Source organism: Streptomyces sp. NPDC052012, from assembly GCF_040689265.1.
GTDB lineage: Bacteria > Actinomycetota > Actinomycetes > Streptomycetales > Streptomycetaceae > Streptomyces.
The window spans coordinates 715,346-738,889 of record NZ_JBFAXA010000002.1; the positions used below are offsets into that span (position 1 = coordinate 715,346).

Annotated in this window: 25 protein-coding genes; 11 read left to right on the forward strand and 14 right to left on the reverse strand. The window is 73.2% G+C overall.

What is annotated here, in order from left to right; genetic code table 11:
- Positions 1-9: 9 nt before the first annotated feature.
- The 3 genes from AB0412_RS06840 to AB0412_RS06850 form a co-directional block, all read right to left on the reverse strand.
- Positions 10-2,343 carry a SpoIIE family protein phosphatase gene (locus tag AB0412_RS06840; RefSeq protein WP_366401509.1) on the reverse strand — a complete coding sequence of 778 codons (2,334 nt, stop codon included), beginning with the start codon at positions 2,341-2,343 and terminating at the stop codon, positions 10-12.
- Positions 2,344-2,523: 180 nt separating this feature from the next.
- A complete protein-coding gene (locus tag AB0412_RS06845; RefSeq protein ID WP_366401413.1) occupies positions 2,524-2,898 on the reverse strand; it encodes a hypothetical protein in 375 nt (124 codons plus the stop codon).
- Positions 2,899-3,180: 282 nt separating this feature from the next.
- Complete coding sequence (locus AB0412_RS06850; protein ID WP_366401414.1) at positions 3,181-4,098, reverse strand: MurR/RpiR family transcriptional regulator; 918 nt, start codon at positions 4,096-4,098, stop codon at positions 3,181-3,183.
- Positions 4,099-4,269: 171 nt separating this feature from the next.
- Between AB0412_RS06850 and AB0412_RS06855 the strand changes: the two genes are divergently transcribed.
- Both AB0412_RS06855 and AB0412_RS06860 read left to right on the forward strand, forming a co-directional pair.
- Positions 4,270-4,437 (forward strand): hypothetical protein, encoded by a 168-nt coding sequence (locus AB0412_RS06855; RefSeq protein WP_366401415.1) that lies wholly within the window; start codon positions 4,270-4,272, stop codon positions 4,435-4,437.
- A gap of 116 nt (positions 4,438-4,553) precedes the next feature.
- Positions 4,554-4,961, forward strand: coding sequence for a DUF3662 domain-containing protein (locus tag AB0412_RS06860; protein WP_366401416.1), 408 nt, complete (start codon positions 4,554-4,556; stop codon positions 4,959-4,961).
- 21 nt (positions 4,962-4,982) lie between these two features.
- On the opposite strand, the gene AB0412_RS06865 is transcribed toward AB0412_RS06860, so the two are convergent.
- From AB0412_RS06865 to AB0412_RS06875, 3 genes are read right to left on the reverse strand one after another with little or no spacing between them, the layout of a single operon-like run.
- On the reverse strand, positions 4,983-6,590 hold the full coding sequence (locus AB0412_RS06865) for a phospholipid carrier-dependent glycosyltransferase (protein WP_366401417.1): 1,608 nt from the start codon (positions 6,588-6,590) through the stop codon (positions 4,983-4,985).
- A 53-nt stretch (positions 6,591-6,643) separates the two neighbouring features.
- Positions 6,644-7,150, reverse strand: coding sequence for a GNAT family N-acetyltransferase (locus AB0412_RS06870; protein ID WP_366401418.1), 507 nt, complete (start codon positions 7,148-7,150; stop codon positions 6,644-6,646).
- Positions 7,147-7,884 carry a nucleoside/nucleotide kinase family protein gene (locus AB0412_RS06875; protein WP_366401419.1) on the reverse strand — a complete coding sequence of 246 codons (738 nt, stop codon included), beginning with the start codon at positions 7,882-7,884 and terminating at the stop codon, positions 7,147-7,149. Before AB0412_RS06875 ends, AB0412_RS06870 begins: the two co-directional genes overlap by 4 nt.
- Positions 7,885-7,964: 80 nt before the next feature.
- Between AB0412_RS06875 and AB0412_RS06880 the strand changes: the two genes are divergently transcribed.
- The 3 genes from AB0412_RS06880 (at position 7,965) to AB0412_RS06890 (ending at position 10,971) form a co-directional block, all read left to right on the forward strand.
- Complete coding sequence (locus AB0412_RS06880) at positions 7,965-8,702, forward strand: beta-phosphoglucomutase family hydrolase (protein ID WP_366401420.1); 738 nt, start codon at positions 7,965-7,967, stop codon at positions 8,700-8,702.
- A gap of 211 nt (positions 8,703-8,913) precedes the next feature.
- On the forward strand, positions 8,914-10,401 hold the full coding sequence (locus AB0412_RS06885; RefSeq protein ID WP_366401421.1) for a hypothetical protein: 1,488 nt from the start codon (positions 8,914-8,916) through the stop codon (positions 10,399-10,401).
- Between the two features lie 81 nt (positions 10,402-10,482).
- A complete protein-coding gene (locus tag AB0412_RS06890; RefSeq protein WP_366401422.1) occupies positions 10,483-10,971 on the forward strand; it encodes a DUF5709 domain-containing protein in 489 nt (162 codons plus the stop codon).
- A gap of 92 nt (positions 10,972-11,063) precedes the next feature.
- Here the strand turns inward: AB0412_RS06890 and AB0412_RS06895 are convergent, their stop codons facing one another.
- Complete coding sequence (locus tag AB0412_RS06895) at positions 11,064-11,270, reverse strand: hypothetical protein (protein ID WP_366401423.1); 207 nt, start codon at positions 11,268-11,270, stop codon at positions 11,064-11,066.
- A gap of 316 nt (positions 11,271-11,586) precedes the next feature.
- Between AB0412_RS06895 and AB0412_RS06900 the strand changes: the two genes are divergently transcribed.
- The gene (locus tag AB0412_RS06900) at positions 11,587-11,826 is read left to right on the forward strand and encodes a chaplin (protein WP_366401424.1); all 240 of its coding nucleotides are present in this window, start codon (positions 11,587-11,589) and stop codon (positions 11,824-11,826) included.
- Between the two features lie 54 nt (positions 11,827-11,880).
- Here AB0412_RS06900 and AB0412_RS06905 read toward each other — a convergent pair whose 3' ends face one another.
- The 4 genes from AB0412_RS06905 to AB0412_RS06920 all read right to left on the reverse strand — a co-directional run bounded on the left by AB0412_RS06905 (position 11,881) and on the right by AB0412_RS06920 (position 15,991).
- Positions 11,881-12,990: a PP2C family protein-serine/threonine phosphatase gene (locus tag AB0412_RS06905; RefSeq protein ID WP_366401425.1), complete on the reverse strand. Its 1,110-nt coding sequence runs from the start codon at positions 12,988-12,990 to the stop codon at positions 11,881-11,883.
- 59 nt (positions 12,991-13,049) lie between these two features.
- Positions 13,050-14,267, reverse strand: a complete 1,218-nt coding sequence (locus AB0412_RS06910) for a glycoside hydrolase family 64 protein (RefSeq protein WP_366401426.1) — start codon at positions 14,265-14,267, stop codon at positions 13,050-13,052.
- 310 nt (positions 14,268-14,577) lie between these two features.
- On the reverse strand, positions 14,578-15,465 hold the full coding sequence (locus AB0412_RS06915) for a Gfo/Idh/MocA family oxidoreductase (protein ID WP_366401427.1): 888 nt from the start codon (positions 15,463-15,465) through the stop codon (positions 14,578-14,580).
- A gap of 112 nt (positions 15,466-15,577) precedes the next feature.
- Positions 15,578-15,991: a VOC family protein gene (locus tag AB0412_RS06920; protein WP_366401428.1), complete on the reverse strand. Its 414-nt coding sequence runs from the start codon at positions 15,989-15,991 to the stop codon at positions 15,578-15,580.
- Positions 15,992-16,214: 223 nt separating this feature from the next.
- On the opposite strand from AB0412_RS06920, the gene AB0412_RS06925 reads away from it, so the two are divergent.
- The 4 genes from AB0412_RS06925 to AB0412_RS06940 all read left to right on the forward strand — a co-directional run bounded on the left by AB0412_RS06925 (position 16,215) and on the right by AB0412_RS06940 (position 19,666).
- Positions 16,215-17,072 (forward strand): aldo/keto reductase, encoded by an 858-nt coding sequence (locus AB0412_RS06925; RefSeq protein ID WP_366401429.1) that lies wholly within the window; start codon positions 16,215-16,217, stop codon positions 17,070-17,072.
- Between the two features lie 40 nt (positions 17,073-17,112).
- Complete coding sequence (locus tag AB0412_RS06930; RefSeq protein WP_366401430.1) at positions 17,113-18,882, forward strand: ABC transporter ATP-binding protein; 1,770 nt, start codon at positions 17,113-17,115, stop codon at positions 18,880-18,882.
- A 123-nt stretch (positions 18,883-19,005) separates the two neighbouring features.
- Positions 19,006-19,263 (forward strand): DUF5133 domain-containing protein, encoded by a 258-nt coding sequence (locus AB0412_RS06935; RefSeq protein ID WP_366401431.1) that lies wholly within the window; start codon positions 19,006-19,008, stop codon positions 19,261-19,263.
- A gap of 187 nt (positions 19,264-19,450) precedes the next feature.
- Complete coding sequence (locus AB0412_RS06940) at positions 19,451-19,666, forward strand: hypothetical protein (RefSeq protein WP_366401432.1); 216 nt, start codon at positions 19,451-19,453, stop codon at positions 19,664-19,666.
- A gap of 108 nt (positions 19,667-19,774) precedes the next feature.
- On the opposite strand, the gene tgmB is transcribed toward AB0412_RS06940, so the two are convergent.
- The 3 genes from tgmB to AB0412_RS06955 all read right to left on the reverse strand — a co-directional run bounded on the left by tgmB (position 19,775) and on the right by AB0412_RS06955 (position 21,413).
- Entirely contained in the window at positions 19,775-20,758 is a 984-nt protein-coding gene (gene tgmB / locus AB0412_RS06945) for an ATP-grasp ribosomal peptide maturase (protein WP_366401433.1), read from the reverse strand.
- Between the two features lie 16 nt (positions 20,759-20,774).
- Positions 20,775-20,966 (reverse strand): putative ATP-grasp-modified RiPP, encoded by a 192-nt coding sequence (tgmA, locus tag AB0412_RS06950; protein WP_167990342.1) that lies wholly within the window; start codon positions 20,964-20,966, stop codon positions 20,775-20,777.
- Positions 20,967-21,086: 120 nt separating this feature from the next.
- Complete coding sequence (locus AB0412_RS06955) at positions 21,087-21,413, reverse strand: YkvA family protein (RefSeq protein WP_366401434.1); 327 nt, start codon at positions 21,411-21,413, stop codon at positions 21,087-21,089.
- A 350-nt stretch (positions 21,414-21,763) separates the two neighbouring features.
- On the opposite strand from AB0412_RS06955, the gene AB0412_RS06960 reads away from it, so the two are divergent.
- A complete protein-coding gene (locus AB0412_RS06960; protein ID WP_366401435.1) occupies positions 21,764-23,227 on the forward strand; it encodes a hypothetical protein in 1,464 nt (487 codons plus the stop codon).
- The last annotated feature ends 317 nt before the right edge of the window (positions 23,228-23,544 follow it).

Sequence of the window (23,544 nt, forward strand, 5' to 3'; positions counted from 1 at the left end):
GCGCCGTGCTCAGACCCGCCCGCGCCCTGGCCGGCGCCCTGCGCGGGCCCACCCCTTCGGCACACGGATGTCGAGGACGCACACGTCGTCGCGGCGTTCCTCCTCCAGCATCGCGTCCAGCAGCGTGCCCAGGGAGCCCTGCTCGTCACCCGGGTCGGCGGCGACGGCCCGGGCCAGCCGGTCGAGGCCCTGGTCGAGGCTCTCCGGGGGCCGCTCCACCAGTCCGTCCGTGTACATCAGCAGCCGGTCGCCCGGTTCGAGACGGCACCGCGCCTCCTCGAAGTGCGGGGTCGCGGTGGCGCCCAGCAGCGTGCCGCGGGGCCGGTCCAGATAGGTCACCTCGCCGCCGCGCAGCAGCAGCGGCGGCGTGTGCCCCGCCTGCGCCCAGACCAGGCAGCGCTCGGCGGGGTCGTACCGGGCCAGGACCATGGTCGCCGTGCCATGGCTGTCCCGCGAGTGCAGCAGCAGGGTGTTGAGGCGGGAGAGCGCGCCGGTGAGCGAGGACCCGGTGATGACCATGCCCTTCGCGGTGAACCGCAGCTGGGCCATGGTGGCGACGGCGTCGACGCCGTGCCCGGCGACATCCCCGACGACGAACAGCGCGTCGCCGTCGGGGAGTTCTATGGCGCTGAACCAGTCGCCGCCCACGTGGATCCCCGACTGCGCGGGGAGGTACGCGACTTCGACGCGCAGCCCGGCCAGGTCGACCGGCTGCCCGGGCAGCGGCAGCAGGGCGTGCTGCAGCCGTGCCACCAGGGTCCGCTCCGCCTGGAGCACGTCGTGCTGGGTGAGGATGGCCCGCTCGCTCTCGACCAGGGCGAGTTCGGCGCGGCGCCGCGCGGTGACGTCCTGCACGAAGCCGTGCACCTCGACGGGCGTGCCGTCCCTGTCCGCCACCGCCTCGGCGACGAGCCGCAGATGCCGGACACCGCGGGCGGTGCGGACCCGGAACGGGGCGTCGACCGGCCGCCCCTCGCGGATCAGCCGTTCGACGGCGCGGGCCAGGGCGGGCCGGTCGTCGGGCAGCGCGAGCGGCGGGAGGTCGTCGAGCCGGACCGGTCCCCGTGCGGAGTCCCGGTCGAGGATGGTGAAGACCTGTGAGGACCAAGAGGCGGCCGACGTGGCCAGGTTCCAGTGCGCCCAGCCGAGATTGCCCAGCCGCTGCAGATCGGCGAGGCGCTGTTCCTGCCGGTCGGAGGAGGCGTGGCGGATCCAGGTGAGGACCAGCGCGTCGTCCAGCCGCGTCACGCGCACGGAGTAGGTGGGCAGCTCCGCGACGCCGTCCACCACCTCCTCGTGGGCGAAGGGCTCGCCGTCGTACGGCTCCCCGGTCGCCAGGGTGTGCAGGCACCCCTGCCACAGTGCGTCGTCCGGCAGTTCGGACCGGTACTCGCGCAGCCGCCGCCCGGCCGGCTCGCCTCCCGTGCCGCGCAGCAGACCTGCGGCCTGCGCGGTCGCCGCGTCGATGCGGAAGTCCTCGACCTCACCGGCCGGTCCGCGCACCGGGGTGAGCAGCATCGCGGGGACGGGCAGGGCCTCGAACAACGCGGTCACGGCGTTCGCGGGCGCTTCGGCCGGCGGCTCGCGTCGCGTCGCGAACGCACGCAGCCGTCCCGCGCACAGCCGGGTCACTCCCCGCAGGTGCGCGCGGTCGCGCGGGGTGAACGGTCCGTCGCCGCCGCGCAGCACACCGATGCAGAACTCGGCGTCCCCGCCCGGGGGGACGGGCAGCCACGCCCGTGAGCGCCAGCGCTCGGACGGCTCGCCGATCAGGGCGTAGCGCCTGCTGTCCTCGGCGAAGTCCTCCAGCCAGCGCGGCCGGCCGGTCGCGGCGGCGTTCACCGCCGCGACACCGCTGAACGGAGGGATCTGGCGCCAGCGGGCGGCCAGCGCCTCGTCGATGCCGGCGTGGCCGACCAGTTCGAGCCCTCCGGCGGGCCGGCAGGCGTAGATCATCACCGCGTCGGCGCGCAGATCGGGGGCGAGGTGCTCCAGCAGACAGCCGGCCAGATCCTGCGGGGTGTCGACGCGCACGAGGGCCCGGCCGAGGCGGCTGAGCGCGGCGGCGACGTCGTCGGGCGGGTCGTCCGCCGGGACGTCGGACGGCAGGCCGCGCGGGTCCCCGATCCCCGCCGATGCCTCGACGGCGCCGGCGGCCGGGGCGGGCGCCAGCTCCCCGAGGGTGATCCAGCACTCCTCCAGCAGTGAGTGACGGGCCGCCTTGGCGCGCTGGAGCAGCGTCTCGCCCGCGGCGTCCGCGGAGCAGCCGGTCAGGGCCATCACCACGCCCTTGGCGCGCTCCACGACGGCCGACATCGCCGTCTGCTCGCGCAGCCGGTCCATCTCGGCGCGTTGCCGCGCGACGACCCTGGCCAATTCGGCCAGGTCAGGCGCGGCCCCGGGCTCCGCCGGGGTAACGGGGTCGCTCACGCGTCGAGCATGGCACACAAACCGCTGTTCGATGACGGCCTTGCCCCGCGGAGATCCGCGGAACCTCCAGCAGCCCCCGCAGGGCCTCCGGGGTCAGCGGCCCGCGTTCACCAGGGCCTGGGTCACCGCGCGGACGCTCCGGGCGATGTGCTGGAGCTGCATGACCTCGGCCGCGTACAGCTTGATCGTGTGCTCGATGACGCCCTCGTGCAGTCCCAGCCGGGGAAGGTCGGCCCGGGCCGTCTGCAGGGCGGTGCGGGCCACCCGGATCTCCTGTTCGACCTGGAGCTGGGCGTGCCGGGCCAGCAGCACGGGGTTCCTGATGAACGCGGGATAACTCGCGTAGCGCGCCGGCACCAGCTCGCGCAGCCACTTGGCCGCCGAGCGCTCCCAGTCGTAGCTGCCGGGCGTCTTGACCTGGCAGGGCCAGTCGGGGCTGACACGCGTGGACGTCAGGGGCATGTTCATCGCTTCCGGGTGTGCGGCGCCGTTGGGGTGGACGACGGGGTGGGGCGGCCCCGGCCTAGGGGATGACCGGGGCCGCCACGGGCGGCCGGGCAGGGGACGCCCGGCCGGACACCCTCACCACCGGAGCGGGTAGGAGCCGGCGGCTGCGGGTGTCGCTGCGCGGCAGGGCCGCGATCCGTGAGCAGTATTTATATATGCCGTCTGCTTTGCAAGACGTATGAAAACATTCATGCGTGCTTTGATGCGGATGGTCCCCTTGGTGGGTGTTCCGCAGGGGTGCCGTCAGTCCCGGATGAAGAACTGGTGCTGGTCGGCGACCTGTTCGTACTCCTCCAGGCGCGCCTGCGTCCGCTCCGGGTCCGCGTCCGTCATCGCCTGGAGCAGCGCCGCGCACATCACGCCCGGCGCCGCGTACGAGTCGAACACCAGCCGCGACCCGGTGCCGGTCGCGAAGGTGACGTCGGCCTCGTCCGCGATCGGCCCCAGCGCCAGATCGGTGATCAGCGCCACCTTCAGCCCCGCGCCCCGCGCGACCCGCACCGCCGTGAGCGTCTCGTGCGCGTGCCGCGGCATGGAGAACGCCAGCACCCAGGTGCCGCCCGCTTCCCGCGACTGCAGCAGCGCGTCGTAGGCGACGCTGCCGCCCAGCGTCACCAGCCGCACGTCCGGGTGGATACGACGCGCCGCGTAGGCGAAGTACTCGGCCAGGGAGACGGAGATGCGCAGTCCGAGGACGGTCAGCGGGGCCGACTCCGACAGTTTGCGGCCGATCTCGATGACCCGGTCCGCGTCGGCGAAGTCCCGCCGCAGGTTCTCCAGGTTCTCGATCTCCGCGTCGACCGCCGCCTGCAGCTCGTTGCCCCGGTTCTCCTCCGCCGCGCCGCCGGCGAGGGTGCCGAGGGCGATCGACTGGAGCTTCTCCCGTAGCGCGGGGTAACCGCTGAAGCCGACCGCGGAGGCGAACCGCGTCACCGACGGCTGACTCACCCCGACCCGGTCCGCGAGATCCGTGATCGACAGGAACGCCGCCTCGGTGATGTGCTCGATCAGGTACTGGGCGATGCGCCGCTGCCCGGGGGAGAGCCGGGGCCGGTCGAACAGCGTGCGGAGCTGGGAAGTCGGGGACACCTCCGTGTCCTGGCCCGCCTTCCCCGAGGTGATCGCGGATGCCTGTGCGCGTGCCTGCTGCGGCGATGGCACCGGTGCGCCTCCTTCGTCTCCCACGAAGGTTCAACATAGCTCACTCACCGTGGCGACCAGCCGTCTCACCGGTGCGCACCGGCACGCTCGCGCGGGGATATCCCCGGCCCGGGCGGGAACCCGCCCTCCCGTCACAAGCCTCAGACCCCACGCACAGGAGGAACAACCGGAATGACCGTCCCCGAGGAGAACCGGCCCAAGACCACGGCCACGGACGACACCACCGAGCAGCGGCACGCGGAGCGGAACCGCGACCAGGGCGCGGGCGGCACCAGCCGCACGCTGCGCGAGGCGCTGGAGGAGGCGCAGGTCCGCCCCGACGACTTCGAGGACCGCTGACGGCCGCCCGCACCGCGACGCACGACGCGGCGAGAGCGACGGCACACAGCCGCACAGCCGCACAGCGGCACACAACGACACACAGGCAGACGACAACAACGGCAGGTGAACCCCCGATGAGCGCCCTGAGCGCCCTGGAACAGGCCCTGGAGAACCGATGGGAGGCGGTGTGGGCACGCATGCTCGGCCGCGACCGCGAACCGGTCGAACTCGTCGAGGCCCTGCGGCACGAGTGCGACAGCAACGCGGTGGTGTCCCCGGCCGGCCAGGTGATGGTCCCCAACGCCTACGACGTGGAACTGGCCGACACGGTGCACGAGGAGCTGTGCCGCCGCGGCACCAGCGTCGGACAGGCGCTCACCGACAGTCTGGCCCGGCACGCCGCGCGCCAGGGCTACGCCTGGGCGGGCCCCCTCACCGTGCACGTCGGCAGGTCCCGGGACCTGCCCAACGGCCGCTACCGCGTGGCGAGCAGCGTCATGCGGCACGTGAGCGCCGCGGGGTTCCAGCAGGCAGAGCGGTGATCCCGCCGGTCACCGGCGGGATCACCGGCGGTAGATCGTGATCGAGTGACCGACGTCCTCGACCGGACGGCTGCCGGCGAGCAACTCCGCCAGCCTGCCGGTCGCCTTGGCCGCCGCCGAGTCGGACACCGCCAGCACCCCGCGCACCCGCTCGGGCGGCACGCGGCGCGGATCGGCGGCCCGGATGCCGTAGGCCGACGGCACGCCGCTGCCCTTGTACACCAGCCAGATCCGCTCGCCCCGGTAGCGCTCGCGCAGCCGGTCGGCGAGCCGGCCGAGGTCCTGTCCCCAGTCCACGTTGGAGTCGTGCAGATGCAGCCGGGTCCTCGCCGGTCCGCCGAACGCCTCGTTGGAGTACGGCAGGTAGTAGGGGTACGTGCGCAGTGAGCTGACCGCGACGAAGGCCACCAGCGCTCCCGTGACGACCGGGACCCACCGGCGCCGCAGCACGAGCACACAACCGGCCGCCACGGCGAGGAACATCGGCAGGAACAGCGCGTACCGCGTACCGAAGTTGCGCGACCCGTACATGGCGGCGGCCAGCAGCACGGCGGGTGCCGCGAGCACATAGGGGGCGGCGGGCCGCAGCCGCCGTACCGCCACCACCGTCACGGCACCGGCGGCCCACAGCGCGAGCATGCCGAGCGGCGTCTTCACCAGCAGGGCGGCCGGCAGGTAGTACCAGAGCGAGCCGGTGTACAGCCGGCCGAACAGGAAGCCCTCCCACGGGTGGTTCTCGAGCCCGAACTGGATGCGCATACCGTCCCGGTAGGGCTCCGGGAGCGGCATCAGCTGCACCAGCAGCCCGCGCAGGCCGTGCACGACCGGGACATGCTGTTGCGGACTCCATCGCAGCCGCGGATCGACCACCAGATACGCGACCCAGACGACGGCGACCGCCACCAGCGCCACCACGCCGGCGCCCGCGCACGCCCGCGCAGCCCTGCGCCGGTGTCCGCCGCTCGCCGCGCACCACGCCGACACCCCGGCGAGCACGAGCAGCACGGGTACCACCGGCAGCGTGCTCATCTTCGTCGCCAGGGCCGCGCCCAGCGCCGCACCGGCGAGCGGCAGATGGAGCCGTGGCCCGAGGCGCGCCCGCCACAGCAGCCACACGGCCGTCAGCAGGAACCCGGCGGCCGGCACGTCGAGCGTCGCCAGCGAGCCGTGCGCGATCACGTCCGGGGACAGGCAGTACAGCGCGAGCGCCACCGACGCGCCCGCCGAGCCGGCCAGTTCACGGGCGAAGGCGAACACCACCCACCCGAACAGCAGCGTCAGCACGATCACCGGGAGCCGCGCCCACAGCATCACCTGCCAGGGATCGTTGCCCGACTCGTACAGCAGCCGGCGGCCCAACGCGCTCTGACCGCCTCGGAAACCGGCGTCCAGCCGTGGATCCGCGACCGCGACCCCGGCCGCGATCACCAGCTTCCCGAGCGGCGGATGCTCGGGGTTGTACCGCAGGCTGCGCTCCTCCAGATACACGGCGGCGGCGCCCACGTACACCGGCTCGTCGATCGTGGGCGTCTGCCGGACGGCGGCGGTCACCAGGGCGACGAGCATCTGCCCGAGCAGCAGCACCACCAGCCCGGCCACCACCCACCGCCGACCCGCAAGACGCCTCATGGGCCGCTACTCTCCCACCGGCACCGGGCCGGCCGCGCGGTCATCGGCGGATGTCACACCGCCTGTCCCCGCACGACGTCCGGGGCCGACGCGGCGAGTCCGGCCAGCGGCGGACCGCTGAGCCGGCACACCTTCCACTCCTCCAGCAGCTCCGCGCCGAGGGACGTGTAGAACGCGATCGCCGGCTCGTTCCAGTCCAGCACCACCCACTCGAACCGCTCGAATCCGCGCTCCCGGCAGATCGCGGCCAGCGCCGCGAGCAGCGCCCTGCCGTGGCCGGCGCCCCGGGTGTGCGGACGGACGTACAGGTCCTCCAGGTACATGCCCCTGGTCCCGGTCCAGGTCGAGAAGCGCGGGAACCAGAGGGCGAAGCCCGCGATCCGGCCGGTCTCGTCGTCCTCGGCGATCAGGACGAACGCGGCCGGGTGTTCACCGAACAGGGCCTCGCGCAGCTGTTCCTCGGTGGCGCGGGCCTGGTCGGCGGCCCGTTCGTAGGCGGCGAGTTCACGGATCATCGCGCGGATCTCGGGGACGTCGTGCACGGCGGCTGCTCTGATCATGCAGGCGAGCCTCGGTCACCCGAACGTGCCGCGTCCACCGGATTCCACCCACCGGGACGCCCGCTCGCCGAGCCGTCCGAGCCGTCCGGACCGTCCAGAACGGACACCGGCACCACCAGGTCCGCCCGGTGGCGCGTCGCGGCGACCAGTCCGGCGTTGCGCTGGTCGCTGCGCATCACCCACGCCACCGCCTCCTGGTGCGTCTTGCCGAACTCCTCGTGGCGGGCGATCAGCCGGCGCAGCCGCTCCGGCTCGTCCAGCTCGCAGAACCACACCTCGTCGAGGCAGGACCGCACGCGCGCCCAGGCGCCCGTGTCCAGCAGCAGATAGTTCCCCTCGGTCACCACCAGCCGTGCGGTCGGCGGCACCGGCACGGCCCCGGCGAGCGGCTGCTCCAGCACCCGTTCGAACCCGGGTGCGTACACGACGTCGCCGTCGGTCTCCTCGCGGAGCCGGGCCAGCAGCGCGGCGTACCCGGCCGCGTCGAAGGTGTCCGGGGCGCCCTTGCGGTCCCGGCGGCCGAGCCGGTCCAGTTCCGCGTCCGCGAGGTGGAAGCCGTCCATCGGGACGTGCGCGACCCATGGTTCCCCGGCGCCGTTCAGTTCCCGCACCACGCGCTCGGCGAGCGTGGACTTGCCGGAGCCCGGACTGCCGGCGATGCCGAGGATCGCGCGCCGGCCGTCCCCGGGGAGGGCCCGGGCACGGCTCAGGAGGTCGTCGAAGGTCGGAGCCACACAGCAGAGTGTGTCACCCGAAGGGCTGCGCCTCGGGCGGGGGAGGAGGACTTCGGGTCCCGCGGGGAACAGTGGCCTGTATGACGGACCTGGGCCTGCCCGACACCATCCTCGCGTGCCTCTTCGACCTCGACGGCGTCGTCACCAGGACGGCCGTCGTGCACGCCGCCGCCTGGAAGGAGACGTTCGACGCCTTCCTGCGGGAGCGCGGGGGAGAGGACGCCCGGCCCTTCGACGACGGCGACTACGGCCAGTACGTCGACGGCCGCCCGCGCGCCGACGGCGTCCGCACCTTCCTCGCCTCCCGCGGCATCGAACTCCCGGAGGGCACGCCCGGCGATCCGCCCGACGCCTCGACCGTGCACGGACTCGGCAACCGCAAGAACGAGCTGCTGCTGGAGAAGATCCGCACCGGCGGCGTCGAGGTCTACGAGGGCACCCTGCGCTACATCGAGCGGGCCCGGGCCCGCGGGCTGCGCACCGCGATCGTCTCCTCCAGCGCCAACTGCCGCGACGTACTGCGCTCGGTCGGAGCCGAGGACCTCTTCGACGTCCGGATCGACGGCGTGGTCGCCGCCGAACGCGGCCTGGCCGGCAAACCCCGCCCGGACACGTTCCTCGCCGCCGCCCGGGACCTGGGCGTCGGGCCCGAGCAGGCCGCCGTGTTCGAGGACGCGCTGTCCGGCATGGACGCCGGGCGCGCCGGCCGCTTCGGCTACGTCGTCGGCGTGGACCGGGCCGGCCGGCGCGACGCGCTGTACGCCCACGGCGCCGACCGGGTCGTCACCGACCTGGCAGAGCTCGCGGCCGAGGGCTGACAACCGGTCACGTCCCCCGGACGGCTGCGGCAGTTGGCCGTATTCCGCCCTGCGCGATCTTGACCCGCGGGTTAGTTTTGTCCACGTTTCCGAATTTCTGTGATGGTCGGTATTCCGGTCCGGCGTTCCGCTCCCGCAGGGCCGGCGGTTCCTTGGACCGAGCGGCCGAGGGAACCCGGGACGAGTGGCGCGCGAGAAGAAGAGGTGGACGATGACCCAGGGCAACGGCGCCCTCCTCGTCGGTGCACGGCGACGCGAGCAGGCGGCCGGGCCGGGCGCGGCCCGCCGGATGCGCGGCACCCGTCCGCTCGCGGTCGTGGCCGCCGTCTTCACCCTCGCCCAACTCGTCCTCGTCCGCCCCGCGCTCGGCCTCGGCTGGGACGAGATCGTCTACGTCAGCCAGGTCACCTCCCACCACCCGGCCGCCTTCTTCAGCGCCCCCCGCTCACGCGGCGTGTCCCTGCTGGTCGCGCCCGTCGCCTCCTGGTCCGACTCCACCGCCCTGCTGCGGGTCTACCTGGCCGTGCTGTCCGGGCTCGCGCTCTACCTCGCCCTGCGCTGCTGGCGCGGGCTGTTCCCGACCCGGGTCCTCGTCACCGGCGGGGCCTTCTTCGCCTCCTTGTGGATCACCCTGTTCTACGGTCCCCAGGCCATGCCCAACTACTGGGTCGCGGTCGGCGCGCTGATCACCGTCGGCTGCTTCCTGCGGTACCGGGCCGACCGCGGTGCGCCCGGCGCGCTCTGGGGCATCGTGGCGGGGGCCGCGCTCATGGCGTGGATGCGGCCCACCGACGCCGTCTACGTGACGATCCCGCTGTTCGCCGTCGCGCTCGTGAGCGGCCACTGGCGCACCCTGCTCGCCCTGATCACGGGCGTGGCGGCGGGCGCCGTACCGTGGGTGATCGAGGCGTACGCCTGGCACGGCGGGCTGTCCGAGCGGCTGGCCGAGGCCTCCCGCATCCAGGGCGGGCTCGGCTGGCACATCGCCGTCGACGACCAGCTGCGCAGCCTGGGCGGACGGGCCCTGTGCCGTCCCTGCACCGGGGAGATGCCGCATCCGGTGATCACCCTGTGGTGGTTCGTCCTGCCTCTGCTCGCGGTCCTCGGCCTGGTCATCGCGGTACGGAGCCGGCGCACCCTGCCCACCCTGGTGCCGCTGGCCTGCGCCTCGACCGCCGCCCTCCCGTACCTGTTCATGATCGAGTACGCGGCGCCCCGCTTCCTCCAGCCCGCCTACGCCCTGCTCGCCATCCCCGTCGCCGACGCGCTGTGGCATCTGGTCCGCACCCCGCGCGGCACCTGGCGGCCGGTCGTCACGGCGGTCGTCGCACTGGGGCTCGCCGGTCATCTCGCGGTGCAGCTGACCGTCGTGGTGTTCACCGTGGACCGCAACACCGACAGCCGCCGTGACTGGGCACGCACCGCGAGCCGGCTCCACGACCTCGGCGTTCGCCCGCCCTGCCTGATCACCGGGTACGAGGCCATCCCCATCGGCTACTACACCGGCTGTTCCTCCGGCGCGACCGCCGGTCACAACGAGAACACGACCGTCGACGAGATCCTCCGCACCGCGGACCACATCCCGGTCGCGCACCTCACCGGCCCGGGCGCCGCTCCGCCCGGCTACGCCCGCCCCTGGCCCGCTCACCCGATCAGCGACCTGACGGCCCGGGTCGCCCCGAGGTGGTCACGGGGTTAGAGATCGCGATTCGGGAAACGCGGATCGGACACCCCAGGACGTACGAGTGGACGTGGCGAGCCCTGAGAGAGGGAGGACGACATGGGCACGGAACCGATGGGTGACGACGCCTATCAGCCCACCGGAAGCAACGAGGAACAGGCCGACGCCGCACCGCTCGACCTGCAGGACGCCGTCGACGAGCGGACCTACGACGACACCCTCGACGAGGGCTACTCGCCGCCGGAGAAGCCGCTCGGGGTCACCAAGCACGGCACCACGGCCGCCGAGCAGCACGAGGGGGAGACCCTCGACGAACGGCTGGCGCAGGAGGTGCCCGACGCGTCCGGGCCCGTAGGCGACGAGGTCGGTGACCTGCCCGGAGGCGACGGCGAACCGGTCGACCCGGAGGCGGGCGCCGACCGCGCCGGACGCCTGGTCGCCCCGGACGAGGGCGTCCGCGGCGACACCACGAAGGAGACCGTCGCCGACGACGTGGGCATCGACGCGGGCGCCGCGGGCGCGGAGGAGGCCGCCGTGCACGTCGTGGAGGACGACACGGCACTGCCCGAGGACCAGGACCGCACCTGACCCCCACCGAGCACGCCACCGGGCCGGTGCGCACAGGCACCGGCCCGGTGGCGTGCTCTCTCCTGTCCTGCGCGCCAGGGGCGGGGGCAGGGTCAGGGGAGCATCTTGTCCAGGGCGGCCGGCCCTTCCTGGTCCAGCTTGCGCCTGGCCCACTCGAGGTTCTGCGGGGTGAGGTCCTTGCCCGAGGCAAGGACGATGTCCTCCGGCGACACATCGGTGCCGGTGCGGGCGTGGAGCAGGCGGTCCGGGGTGGCGCGGTCCTCGGGCTGCCGGGACGCGTCGGGCTGGGACGTCGACATCTTCTGACTCCTCGGGTCCGGATCCTGTTGCGGCCCCGGTGCTGTCATCGGGTCCGATATCTCACCATTCAACGCCGGAGCCCACCGTGCATCCGGAAGCGCTCGGGGCACCGCCGTGGAAGGCCGCCTCTCAGCGGTGAAGGGCCGCTCCTCTCGGATGCCGGAGTACCTTCCCCGGCCCGCGGAAAACCTGCCCGGCCGTACCCGCGCCCCCGTTCGGACGCGCACCGATGTCGCGTCACGGCGGACGCCGTGAAGGTGGGAGGCACATGTCCCGTGTGGACACACATGTCTCTGCGTACGACAGGAGTTCCTCATGCGTATACGTCTGCTGACCGCGGCCGGACTGGCGAGCGTGGCCCTGCTGGCATCCGCCGGCACGGCAGCGGCCGACGGGCCGGATACCGTCGGCGTCGCCAAGGACAGCCCCGGCTTCCTGTCCGGAAACGTCGTCCAGGTCCCGATCGACGTGAACGTCAACGCGTGCGGGAACACCATCGGCCTGGTGAACGTGCTGAGCCCGGCGATCGGGAACACCTGTGTGATCAGCGACTGATTCGCCGCACGGCGCCCCCCGGCCCCGCGGACCACCGCGGGGCCGGGGGCGCCGTCAGCTGTCACCGTCCGGCCACGGCGCCAGCACCAGCATCGTGACGTCGTCCTGCACGTCGGGGCAGTGCCGTACGAGATCCGCCCACACTCGCTCGGTCAGCGTGCCGGGATCGTCGTGGGCGAGATCCGCCAGCCGATCGGCCAGCGGATAGAAGGCCCCGTCGGAGTCGCGCGCCTCGAACACCCCGTCGGAGGCCAGGAACAGCCGGTCACCCGGCCGCAGCGGCACCGCGGACGCCGCGGGCGGTGCCGTCTCGGCCAGCCCCAGCCCGAGCGGCACGCCCGGTTCGACCTTCAGCTCCTCGACCCGCCCGTCGCGCAGCAGCAGGGGTCCCGGCTGTCCGCAGGCCACGATCCGCACCGCCCGCGCGTCGGCGGAGAAATCCATCAGCACGGCGGTCGCGAACAGCTCGGCGTGCGGATCGCCCCCCGCGTCCGCCATCAGCCGGCGGTCCAGCCGGGCCGCCACGGCTTCCGGATCCCGCTGATCCAGCACCGCCTCGCGGAACGCGCCGAGCAGCGACGCCACCGTCGCGACCGCCGACAGACCGTGTCCCTGCACGTCCCCCATGACCGCCCGCACGCCGTACGGCCCGGCCCGCACGTCGAAGAAGTCGCCGCCGACCAGCGTCCCGCGCTGCGCCGCCCGGTACAGCCCCGCACAGCGCACCGGCCCCACCCGGTCCGGAAGGGGCGGCACCACGGCCCGCTGGACGGCGTGCGCCACGGCCCGCTCGGTGACCAGCTGCGCGTCCCGGCGGCTGCGCACGAACGACAGCAGCACGCTCAGCACGGCGACGAACGCGATGGTCAGCCGATCCGTGGCGCCCACGTCGGCGAGGTGGAACACCGGCACGCTCAGCATCAGCAGCGACAGAGCGCCGAGCACCGCCGTCGTCAGGGGCCCGTGCACCAGCACCGCGAGCGGCGGGACGGCACCCAGGACGAACCCGATGTCCAGCGGCTCGGGGGCGGCAGCCGCCGCCACGCCGACGGCCGCCAGCAGCCCGCCCGGCAGGAACCGGGCCCAGCCGGGCGGCGGCGCGCCCCGCAGAAAGGCCCGCTCCTCCCGGTCCCGGCGCGGCGACCCGGCGCGCACTGTGCTCACATCCCCACGCTGCTACGCGCGGCCGGGCCGCGCACCCCGGAGGACCGGGCCTGACGGGGTCAGAACGACGTCAGCGTCAGCCGCAGGCCGGTGGGCGCGGTGTCCTGGATGTACGAGGCGAAGTCGGCGACGTCGTCGAAGGCGAAGCCGTACGCCTTGCCGTCCTCGGTGGCCGTGTGCATGGCCTTGGAGTAGTGGTTGGTGAGCTCGGTCCGGTAGAAGTCCGCGGGGTCGGTGGTCGGCTGGGCAGGGTGGCTGAGCAGCGTGGAGCGGTTGAAGCCGGCCCCGAGCACCGCGGCGACGGGGCCGGTCGTGCCGTCGTTGGGGGCGGCGAGGGCGCCGTCGCAGAACAGCACGTCCCGCGTGGAGGGCTTGCCGAACGACACCTGGGCCGGTCCGTCGAAGGTGAGGCGCTCGCCGCGCACCCGGCCGGTGAAGGTGCCGGCGTTGGTGGTGATGGTCAGGTCCCGGCCGGTGTACGTGCTCCACACCTCGTCGATGTACGGGGCGAGGTAGTCCTTCGCGAACAGACCGGCGTCCAGGCCGTGTCCGGGGGCGATGATCCGGGTGTCGTCCACGACGAGCCGCGAGAACGCCTCGACCTGCTTCACCGCCTCGAACGCGGCGGCCCTGCCGCCCTCGCGCACGGTGCCCGTCGTCTGGTCCTTGGCGCCGGTGAGCCGGATGCTCAGCGGCACGCTGAACATGTCGACCATCGTCGTGTTGCAGAACATGCCGGAGGCGTTGTAGGTGAATTCCGCACAGTCGTGCAGCACGCCGTAGTTGGGGTCGGAGGTCACCCAGCCGGCCGGGTACTGCAGTGCCGCGTTGCCGTTGCCGTCGGCCACGGCCTTGAACTTCAGCTTCGCGCCGAGGGACACGTAGATCCGGCCGGACATGAAGGGCAGCGACAGCCGGGTCTCACCGGAGCCGGCGAGGCCGATCGCGTAGTCGGTGAATCCGTCCGGGCCGTTGTCCGACAGGGCGATCGGCGCCAGGGTGCCGTCGGGGGTGACCCGTACCTGCCTGCCGTCCTGGTTGCCGACGATGTAGAGGTGGACGCTGCCGTTGTCGAAGGAGCCGCTGTTGTTGACGATCGTCAGCGGGAGGGAGCCCGCCGCCTTCGGGGCGGCCTGGTCCTTCGCGGAGGGGTCCGGGGAGGAGCCCGCGAGGGCGTGGGGGGCGAGCACGGCCGCCGCGGGCACGGCTGCGGCGGCGCCACCGAGGGCGAACAGCAGCTTGCGGCGACCGAGGGTGCGCTGGTGTCGAGGAGTCATGTGGGGGGTCTCCCGAGGTACTCGTGCGGGCTTCTGAGAGCGCTCTCACCGCAAAGTCCGGTGACCGCGCGGCCTCGATGGTACGGATCTCAACCGTCACCGCCAACGCGTCCGACTTGTCCTCGACTCGCCCTGACCTGCGCCTACTTGATGCGACGACAAGAGCCCCACGAGCGCTTAACGACCCCTTAAGGCTCCTTTAAGCGCCTGGCGCCTCGCAGGACGCAGGACGCAGGACGCCGGGCGCCGGCGTCCGGCCGGCCTGATGTGCCGGATACGTCGGAGACGTCGGAGACTTCGGAGAACGCTCTCACCGGTCGGCGGACAGCAGGTCCTCCGCCGTGCCGAGAACCTCCGTCACCCGCAGTGCGAACGCCGCGTCACAGGAGTGAGGGCGGCCGGTCCCGGCGGCCGTGAGCAGGGCGTCCACGGCCCGCATCAGGGACGGGACCACCGGCTGCGTGGACTGGGGCAGCGCGGTGACGCCCGAGGCGCCGCGCAGCTCCACGGCGGCGCCCGCGGCGGCCGGGGGAGCGGTCAGGCTCAGGGTGAGGGTGCTCGACGCGCCGCTCGCATGGTCGAGGACCAGATGCACGGTGTCCCCGGGGCCGGGTGCCGCCGCCCGCACCCGCCGGACGTCGCCGAGCACCGGCAGCAGGACGGACAGGGCGTGCGGGCCCACGTCCCACAGGGCACCCTTCTCCCGCCGCCACGGGGAGGCGGCGAAGGGGTTGTCGCCGGCGGTGAACACCGCGCCCAGCCACTCGGCCCGCGCGGTGAACCAGCCGCCCACACGCGCCTGTTCGGCGATCCACGCCTGAGGCCCGGACTGGAAACGGGTGGTGAAGAACACCACCGAGGCCACCCCCGCCTGCTCGGCCGCCTCCACCACCGCCCGCCCCTGCGGCACCGACAGCGCGAGCGGCTTGTCGAGCAGCAGATGGCATCCCGCCCGGGCGGCCCGCACCGCCAGTTCGCCCTGCACCCCCGGAGGCAGGGCCACGGCCACCGCGTCGACATCGGCGAGCAGGGCGTCGAGATCGTCGTAGGCGCGGGCGCCGTACGACTCGGCCAGATCCTCGGCCGCCTGCGGGCGGCGCCCCCACACTCCGGCGAAGTCGAGGGTCTCGTGCGCACTGAGCGCCGGGGCGTGCGCCACCCGCGCCCACGGTCCCGTACCGAGCAGTCCGATCCGCATACCGCCGCCTCCCGCCGTCCCGGTGCACACCGCCGGCCGGTGCGCGCGCCGACGGCCGCATGGCGCCGAGCGTGGCACACCGGCCGGGGAGAGAGGCACCCCCGGGTGGCGTTCAGCCCTGCGGCTGGCTGATGTTGACCATCCAGGAGACGCCGAACCGGTCCGTGCACATCCCGAACACGTCCCCCCACATCTGCTTCTCCAGCGGCACGGACACCGAGCTGCCGCTGGAGAGCTTGTCCCAGTAGCCGCGCAGCTCGCTCTCGTCCTCGCCGCTGAGGCTCACCGAGAAGTTGTTGCCCGGCTGGTACTCCATCCCCGGCGGGTGGTCGGCGCCCATCAGGGTGAAGCCGGACGGGGTCTCCAGCATGCCGTGCATGATCTTGTCCGCGTTCTCGGCTCCGGGCTGGCCGAACTCACCGTAGGTGTTGAGCCGCAGGTCGCCGCCGAAGACCTCCTTGTAGAACTCCAACGCCTGCCGGGCGTCACCGTTGAAACTCAGGTACGGATTGAGGCGCGAGGCCATGAGAAACCTCCAGATACTGGCGCAAAGGTGCACTTGCGCGCAGCGTAACGCGGCCCACTGACAACCGCCCCCCGTGCCGGAGCCCCCACGAGTCACGGCGATTCAGTTCCCGTCCTGCTGAATGCGTTCGCTTTCTTCTATTGGATTTCCGGCGCTTCGCCGACCACGCTGGAAAACGCTTGCCACCCCCAGTGCCACTCCATCCGGAAGAGGTCACGCCCCCATGCACACCCGCCGCATCGGTGACGTCGAGGTCAGCGCCATCGGGCTGGGCGCCATGCCCATGTCCATCGAAGGACGGCCCGACGAGGCACGCTCGCTGGCCACCCTGCACGCCGCCCTGGACGCCGGAGTCACGCTGATCGACACCGCGGACGCCTACCACCGGGACGCCGGCGAGGCCGGACACAACGAGACCCTGATCGCCAAGGCCCTCGCCTCCCACGACCGGGGCGGCGACGTCCTCGTCGCCACGAAGGGCGGCCATCTGCGCCCCGGTGACGGCAGCTGGACCCTGGACGGCAGCCCCCGGCACCTGAAGGCGGCCTGCGAGCAGTCCCTGCGCCGGCTCGGCGTGGAGGCCATCGGCCTCTACCAGTTCCACCGGCCCGACCCGCGCGTCCCCTACGCCGAGTCCGTGGGCGCGCTGCGCGAGCTCCTCGACGAGGGCAAGATCCGCATGGCCGGGATCTCCAACGCCGACCCGGCCCGGATCCGGGAGGCGAACGAGATCCTCGGCGGCCGGCTGGTCTCCGTGCAGAACCAGTTCTCCCCGGCGTTCCGCTCCAGCGAGCCGGAGCTGCGGCTGTGCGACGAACTCGGCATCGCCTTCCTGCCGTGGAGCCCGTTCGGCGGGATCTCCCGGGCCGGTGAACTCGGCTCCGTCCACGCCCCCTTCGCGCGGATCGCCCAGGCGCACGGGGTCAGCCCGCACCAGGTGTGCCTGGCGTGGATGCTCGCCAAGTCGCCCGTCGTCGTGCCGATCCCCGGGGCCAGCAGGCCGGAGACCGTCCGCGACTCGCTCGCCGCCGCCGATCTCGCGCTGACGGCCGAGGAGATCGCCGAACTGGACGCCGCCTGAGACCGCCCAGTCGCCTGTTCCCCGGGGAGGACCGCCGTCGATGGCGTCGTCGCAGGAAAGACCGCTCGACCACCGCTACCGGGGCGAGCACCCGATCCGCACTCTCGCCTATCTCTTCCGCGCCGACCGCGGCCGGCTCCTGGCCGCCGTCGGCGTCTTCACCGTCAAGCACAGCCCGGTCTGGCTGCTGCCGCTGATCACCGCCTCGATCATCGACACCGTCGTCCAGCACCAGCCGATATCCCGGCTGTGGACCAGCACCGCGATCATCATGGTCATCCTGCTGGTCAACTACCCGCTGCACGTGCTCTACGTCCGCCTCCTGTACGGCAGCGTCCGCCGCATGGGCACCGCGCTGCGCTCCGCCCTGTGCACCCGGATGCAGCAGCTGTCCATCGGCTACCACGCGCGGGTCAGCGCCGGGGTGCTCCAGGCCAAGGTCGTCCGCGATGTGGAGACCGTCGAGCAGATGGTGCAGCAGACCGCCGAGACCGGGCTCGGCGCGATCACCGTGCTCGTCGGCGGGCTCGTCATCATCGGCGTGCGCACACCCGAGTTCCTGCCCGTCTTCCTCGTCGTCGTGCCCGCGGCCGCGGTGATCGTCGCCCGGCTCCGGGCCCGGCTGCGCGCCCACAACGAGCACTTCCGGCACGAGGTGGAGACCCTGTCGTCCCGGGTGACGGAGATGACCCGGCTCATCCCCGTCACCCGCGCCCACGGACTGGAGGGCAAGGCGCTGCGCCGCATGAACGGCACCCTGGAGCGGCTGCTCACCTCGGGCCTGCGCCTGGACCTGGTCAACGGCCGCTTCGGCTCGCTGGCCTGGGTCGTGCTCAACGTGGTGGGCGTGCTGGTCCTGGCCGGCGCGGCGCTGATCTCGTACTACGACGTCTGGGGTGTGACGGCGGGCGACGTCGTGATGCTCAGCGCCTTCCTGACCACCCTCACCAACTCGACCACCACACTGGCCGGCCTCGCGCCGGTCATCACCAAGGGACTGGAGTCCGTCCGCTCCGTCGGCGAGGTGCTCCAGGCGCCCGAACTGGAGGACAACGAGGGCAAGGCCGAGCTGCCGGCGCTGCGCGGAGCGGTCACCTTCGACCACGTCGGCCACGCGTACGACGGCGACGGGCGCCCCGCCGTACGGGACTTCACCCTCGACGTGCGGCCCGGCGAGACCATCGCCCTCGTCGGTGCCTCCGGCGCGGGCAAGTCCACCGTGCTGAACCTCGTCATCGGCTTCATCCGGCCCACCTCGGGCCGGCTGCTGCTCGACGGGACCGACATGAACAGCCTCGACCTGCGCACCTACCGGCGCTTCGTCTCGGTCGTGCCCCAGGAGTCGATCCTGTTCGACGGGACGGTCCGGGAGAACGTCGCCTACGGCATGGACGACGCCGACGAGGAGACGGTGCGGGCGGCGCTGCGCGACGCCAACGCGCTGGAGTTCGTCGACCGGCTGCCCGAGGGCCTCGACACCCTCGTCGGGGAGCGCGGCGCACGCCTGTCCGGCGGGCAGCGCCAGCGTCTGGCCATCGCCCGCGCCCTGATCCGGGACCCCCGGGTGCTGGTCCTGGACGAGGCCACCTCGGCGCTGGACACCCGCTCCGAGGCCCTGGTCCAGGAGGCACTGGCGCGGCTGCTGCGCGGGCGCACCACGTTCGTCGTGGCACACCGGCTGTCCACCGTGCGCGGTGCCGACCGGATCGTGGTCATGGGGGAGGGGCGGATCCTGGAGACCGGCACCCACGAGGAACTGCTGCGCCGCGGCGGGGCGTACACCGCGCTGCACAGCGGCCAGGTGGCCTGAGACGACCGCTCGCGGCCGGTCAGCGGGCGAAGGTTTCTCGTCAATTCCGGCCAGGTGAGGAAAAGGGGGGTATGCCTGAGCCCGGGTCGGGTACACGCAGCGAAAACCAGAGAGGGGCGCTTCGTGCTCGTACCGGACCCGAAGGTCGTGAGACAGCTGCTGACGAGGTACGCGACGCTGCGGATCGCACAGGCGGAGGGGCATGCGTCCGCGGTGTCGCGCGAACTCGAGGACGTCAGCTACACGCTCTGCGTGATGATGGGCACGTCCCGCATCGAGGACGCCATCGCCCGGGCGGACGCCCTGCTCGCCGAGGGACGTACCGCGGCCCGACGGACCGCGGACCCGGACGGCGAGAGCGGCTTGTCCCTGGCCGTCTGATCCCGCCGGCCCCGCGGACGGGGACGGCACGGCACGGGCCTGGGTGGAGGCGCGCGAGGATTCTCGCGCCTCCACCCAGGCCCGTGTGGGACATACGGGGGAATTGCCGCCGCCCGCGATCCGGGCGCCTAGACTCGGCAGTCGCGTCTCCGCACCGGGGCCGCCGAGCAGAAAGGCACGTTGACGGGTGTTCCAGGATTCCCCCATCTACGACCGACTCATCGCGGAGTGTGGCGACGTCCCCGCACAGGTCCGCCGCGAGGCCGAACGCGTCAGCAGGGAACTGGAGCTGGTCATGCGACCCCTGCAGTCCCCCGGCTACGGACCCGGCCTCGACCGGCCGCACTCCCCGGGCAACGGCTGGCAGCGCACCGCCCTGCTGCCGGGCCCCCGCCCGGCCTGACGGCCCGGACGCCGGCCTCGCGAACCAGCCGGCGCCCCCGCGCACCACGGACGGCTCCGTGACGGCCGCGTCCGCCCCGCGAGGACGCGCCCGCTCGGTGACGGGGACTCAGCGGGCCCGTATGCCCTGCTCGTCGACCTCCCGTCTGTCCTCCGGGACGGGACGGGCCAGCCACTCGGCGATGGTGCGGGCGATCGGCTGGCCCGTCTCCACCTCCACGAAGCCGAACTGCCCCGACTGGTTGCACTCGAGGAACCACCACATCCCGTCGCCGTCCTCCACGAAGTCGAAAGCGCCGTACGCCAGTTCGGCCTCCCGTAGATAGCTGTGGACCGCCTCCGCGGTGCGCGCCGGCACCTCCACCGGCTCCCAGGGCGACCCCGGTCCCGCGAAACGCACGTCCACCTCCTGCGGATCCGCGTCCGCGGCCGTCGCCTTGCGGGCCGCCAGCAGCCGTTCCCCCACGGCCGTGAGCCGGATGTCCGCCCGCTTGGCGATCCGCCGCTGCAACAGCGTCGGCCCGAACGCGACGGCGGAGAAGTCGGTGTCCGGTGCCACCCTGCTCGTCGGCACCGCTCTGGGCGGATCCTGCGGATGCGCCCCGGAGACGGGCTTGACCACCAGATCGGGGTAGCGCTCGGCGAACTCCCGGGCGGCCCGCGGGAACGTGGTGATGACGGTGGCGGGCACGGGCAGCCCGCAGCGCTGCGCCAGCCGCAGCTGCCACGGCTTGTGCCGGGCCCGGCGCGCCGCGTCCGGATGGTTCATCCAGCGGGCGTGCGAACCGCGCAGCATGCCGTAGAGCGCCTGTGAGGCCTCCTCGGTGAGCCAGGCGGACGGCTGCGCCGCCCGCTGCGCCGGCGGACCCGGCCTGCGCACCCACACGGAGCGCAGCCCGGCGAGGCTCACCAGCCGTCCCCCCGCGGACAGATGGCCGCGGAACCGGCCGTGGACGAATTCGCCGGACAGCGAGACGCCCTCGGTCAGATCGGCGGGATCGAGGCGCATCACCGGCACCCCGGCGTCGTGGAGATGCACGACCACCATGTCGGCGGTCACATCCTCCTCACAGGTGAGGATGAGCACGGTCATCGTCTACGGTCCGCTGTCAGTCGTCGAAATGGGTCTTGGAGCCCGCGGTGGACGTCGTGGTCCCCACCTCCCGCAACAACCCGTGGTCCGAGGCCGCGACCCGTCCGTCGACGAGTACGTTCAACTGCAGTCCGGAGTCGTACACATACGGAGTGGTGACCGCCAACTCCGGTGCCGGACGTGCGTAGTTGAGCGCGAACGGTTGCATCGTGTCTCCCTCGTCGGTGCTGCGCCGACCGAACGTCGGCCACCCGCACGCCGCCGCCTGGTCCGCCGACTTCTTTTGGCTTCCAGAGACTTATACGAATCGAACGGGTGGTTGGTTTCCTCACGGAGCGTAATCATCGGCGGGGCGACGCTCCGAAGGCGGGGGCGTCGCGCCGAGGGGCCGGGTGCCCGCGGAGCCCCGGAGCGAGCGCAGGGCGAGCAGCAGCACGCCGATGTCGTCCAGATAGACCGGGTCGGGCAACAGGTCCGCGGGCAGCACCAGATACAGCACCGCGCCCCAGAAGATCCAGCGCGGCCCGGTGGGCAGACCCGCCCGCGCCAACTCCCGCCTCGTGCGCACCAGTCGCACGAGGACGGCCACGGCGCCGGCGAGCACCAGGGCCGCCAGAACCGCCGCCACGACCAGCACCAGGGTGGTCGTCTCCACTGGCTGACCACCTCCTCCCGGAGTTCCGGCAGACGAAACCAGACGAACGCAGACGAACGCAGACGAACAGGTACTTCACCCCGTGGTCACGGACTTCACGCCGCGAACACGAGCTTCACCGAGCGGATTCCCGTTTTCGGCGCCGCCATGACGACAGGTACCGGCCGTCGTCGACAGCGCGTCCCGCTTCCCCGGGCACCCCTGGCGAAACACCGATCACCGCAGGTCATCCCCGTGGCCCACCCAAGTGGCAGGGCGGCACAGGGGCGCCTAGTAATGATCCACGTAGCGTCGCTCGTCGCACGTCCGGGGGCGTGGGAGCGGCCCGAGCCTTCCCCATGGAGCCGAGCATGACCACCTTCTCTTCATCACCCCCCTCCAACGAACCGGCCATACCCGGCGACACGGCCGCCTCGTCACCGCCGACCGCGTCGACGGTCGTCGCCACCGGCGTCCACCGGCCGGATCCCGCACGCGCGCGGACCGTGGTCACCACGACGAAGCCGGTCGCCACCGTCGACGACGGGGACCCGGCGCTCCGGAGGGACCCGCTCGCCACCGCCGCCGCGGACCCCGCGCTCCCGAGGGACCCGGTCGCCACCGTCGACCTCGTGGATCCCCTCGACCCCGACGACCCGGCCGACGCCCTCGATCCGGCCGGGACGAGCGAGGAGACGGGCCGGGCACCCTACGGCGATCCGGTCAGCGACCTCGTGCACGTCGCCGTGTCCGACCGGCCCCTGGAGGAGGTCGTCGACCTCATCACCACGCTGGAACGGTCCCCCGAACACGCCCGGGCCGTGGTCGAGGCGCTGCGCGCCGCAGGCGTCGACCGGTCCGTGGAGGACGTCACCCGGCTGGTCGCCCTGCTGACCCGGCCGCCGCGCGACGCCGACAGCGCGGACGAGACGATCCGCGCGGCGGCCGCGCACCGTCCCCTCGAGGACGTCACCCGCCTGGTCGCCCTGCTGCACGCGGAGCCGCTGGCCGCCCACTGCCGCGAGGAGGCGCTGCGCGCCGCGGCCACCGGACGGTCGGTCGAGGAGCTGATCGAACTGATCGACCGGCTCGCGGCGGAGCAGCCGCCACCACGCCCCGCACGGCCGAAGGCCGCCACCCCGCGGTCCGACGGCACGGAGGCGGCCGCCGTCCAGGCGCCGGAGGCCGAGGAGCCGGCGCGTGAGCGGCGTCCCGCCCGCCGGGTGGCCGTCCGTACGACCCCGCGTGAGAACCGGCCGAGCGGCCGTCCGCGCCGCGGGTCGCGCGACGGCGACCGCCGGCTGCGCCGTATGCGGCCCGGCCTCCGGCCGGGCGGGCGCGGACCGCGCCGTCCGCGCGGTCCGCGGCGGCCCGAGCCGGCGGCCCGCACCCGCCAGCCCGAGCCGGTCATCAGGTCCGTCACCTGGTCGAGCTGGCTCGCCGCCGCGGCCCTCGCCCTGTGCGCGGTCGCGCACTTCCCGCTGCACCACGACGGCACGTCACTGCGCCTGCACGCCTTCGCCGTCGGCCTGGCGGTGCTCTGCACCGTGCTCGCCCTGATCCTCGTGGTGCGCCCCGGTGCTCTGGTACTGGTGGCCGCGCTCGCGGTCCCGGCGGTTCTGGCCGCGACCCACGCCTACGGCGGTTCGTTCTCGTCGTCGGTGCTGTCCCGGGCGGTGGACCTCGCGCTCGCTCCGCCGTGGCTCGCCAGTGCCGCCGCCGTCACCGCCGCACTGCTCGCCCTCACGGCCCTGGTCGTGCGGGTGGCGTCCCCGTTCCCGGGCCGCCGCTGGGCCGCCTGGCCACCGCCGGAGGCCCGCCACACGGCCGACTGACCGGCACCGCCGCACGAGGGCCGGCCCGCACGAACGCGGGTCCGGCCCTCGCGGCGAGCCGAGACCGGCCGGCAGCGGCCGGGGCCCAGCCGCCGACTGCCGCGCGCCGCCGACCACCGCGTGGTGGCCGGGCCTCACGCCCGGGTCTGATCGCCGGTGGCGGGTCTCCTGCGTGGGATCTGGATGCGGTGACCGGGCTGGTTTCTCGGGTCCGGCGGGCGGTGGCCGGTACTTTCCCGCCCGGATCCGGCCTGCGGTGGCCGGTACCTTCCCGCCCGGATCCGGGCTGCGGTGGCTGGGCCTCCGCCCCGGTTGTG

Bases quoted from the DNA above. Each gene is read 5' to 3' on its own strand.
- AB0412_RS06895 (WP_366401423.1), bottom strand. From the start codon at position 11,270: ATGTCGACGTCCCAGCCCGACGCGTCCCGGCAGCCCGAGGACCGCGCC.
- AB0412_RS06920 (WP_366401428.1), bottom strand. From the start codon at position 15,991: ATGGCCTCGCGCCTCAATCCGTACCTGAGTTTCAACGGTGACGCCCGG.
- AB0412_RS06890 (WP_366401422.1), top strand. From the start codon at position 10,483: ATGGGCACGGAACCGATGGGTGACGACGCCTATCAGCCCACCGGAAGC.
- AB0412_RS06870 (WP_366401418.1), bottom strand. From the start codon at position 7,150: ATGATCAGAGCAGCCGCCGTGCACGACGTCCCCGAGATCCGCGCGATG.
- AB0412_RS06855 (WP_366401415.1), top strand. From the start codon at position 4,270: ATGACCGTCCCCGAGGAGAACCGGCCCAAGACCACGGCCACGGACGAC.
- AB0412_RS06960 (WP_366401435.1), top strand. From the start codon at position 21,764: ATGACCACCTTCTCTTCATCACCCCCCTCCAACGAACCGGCCATACCC.
- tgmA (WP_167990342.1), bottom strand. From the start codon at position 20,966: ATGCAACCGTTCGCGCTCAACTACGCACGTCCGGCACCGGAGTTGGCG.
- AB0412_RS06860 (WP_366401416.1), top strand. From the start codon at position 4,554: ATGAGCGCCCTGAGCGCCCTGGAACAGGCCCTGGAGAACCGATGGGAG.
- AB0412_RS06915 (WP_366401427.1), bottom strand. From the start codon at position 15,465: ATGCGGATCGGACTGCTCGGTACGGGACCGTGGGCGCGGGTGGCGCAC.
- AB0412_RS06910 (WP_366401426.1), bottom strand. From the start codon at position 14,267: ATGACTCCTCGACACCAGCGCACCCTCGGTCGCCGCAAGCTGCTGTTC.
- AB0412_RS06930 (WP_366401430.1), top strand. From the start codon at position 17,113: ATGGCGTCGTCGCAGGAAAGACCGCTCGACCACCGCTACCGGGGCGAG.
- AB0412_RS06865 (WP_366401417.1), bottom strand. From the start codon at position 6,590: ATGAGGCGTCTTGCGGGTCGGCGGTGGGTGGTGGCCGGGCTGGTGGTG.
- AB0412_RS06880 (WP_366401420.1), top strand. From the start codon at position 7,965: ATGACGGACCTGGGCCTGCCCGACACCATCCTCGCGTGCCTCTTCGAC.
- AB0412_RS06845 (WP_366401413.1), bottom strand. From the start codon at position 2,898: ATGAACATGCCCCTGACGTCCACGCGTGTCAGCCCCGACTGGCCCTGC.
- AB0412_RS06900 (WP_366401424.1), top strand. From the start codon at position 11,587: ATGCGTATACGTCTGCTGACCGCGGCCGGACTGGCGAGCGTGGCCCTG.
- tgmB (WP_366401433.1), bottom strand. From the start codon at position 20,758: ATGACCGTGCTCATCCTCACCTGTGAGGAGGATGTGACCGCCGACATG.
- AB0412_RS06925 (WP_366401429.1), top strand. From the start codon at position 16,215: ATGCACACCCGCCGCATCGGTGACGTCGAGGTCAGCGCCATCGGGCTG.
- AB0412_RS06885 (WP_366401421.1), top strand. From the start codon at position 8,914: ATGACCCAGGGCAACGGCGCCCTCCTCGTCGGTGCACGGCGACGCGAG.
- AB0412_RS06840 (WP_366401509.1), bottom strand. From the start codon at position 2,343: ATGGACCGGCTGCGCGAGCAGACGGCGATGTCGGCCGTCGTGGAGCGC.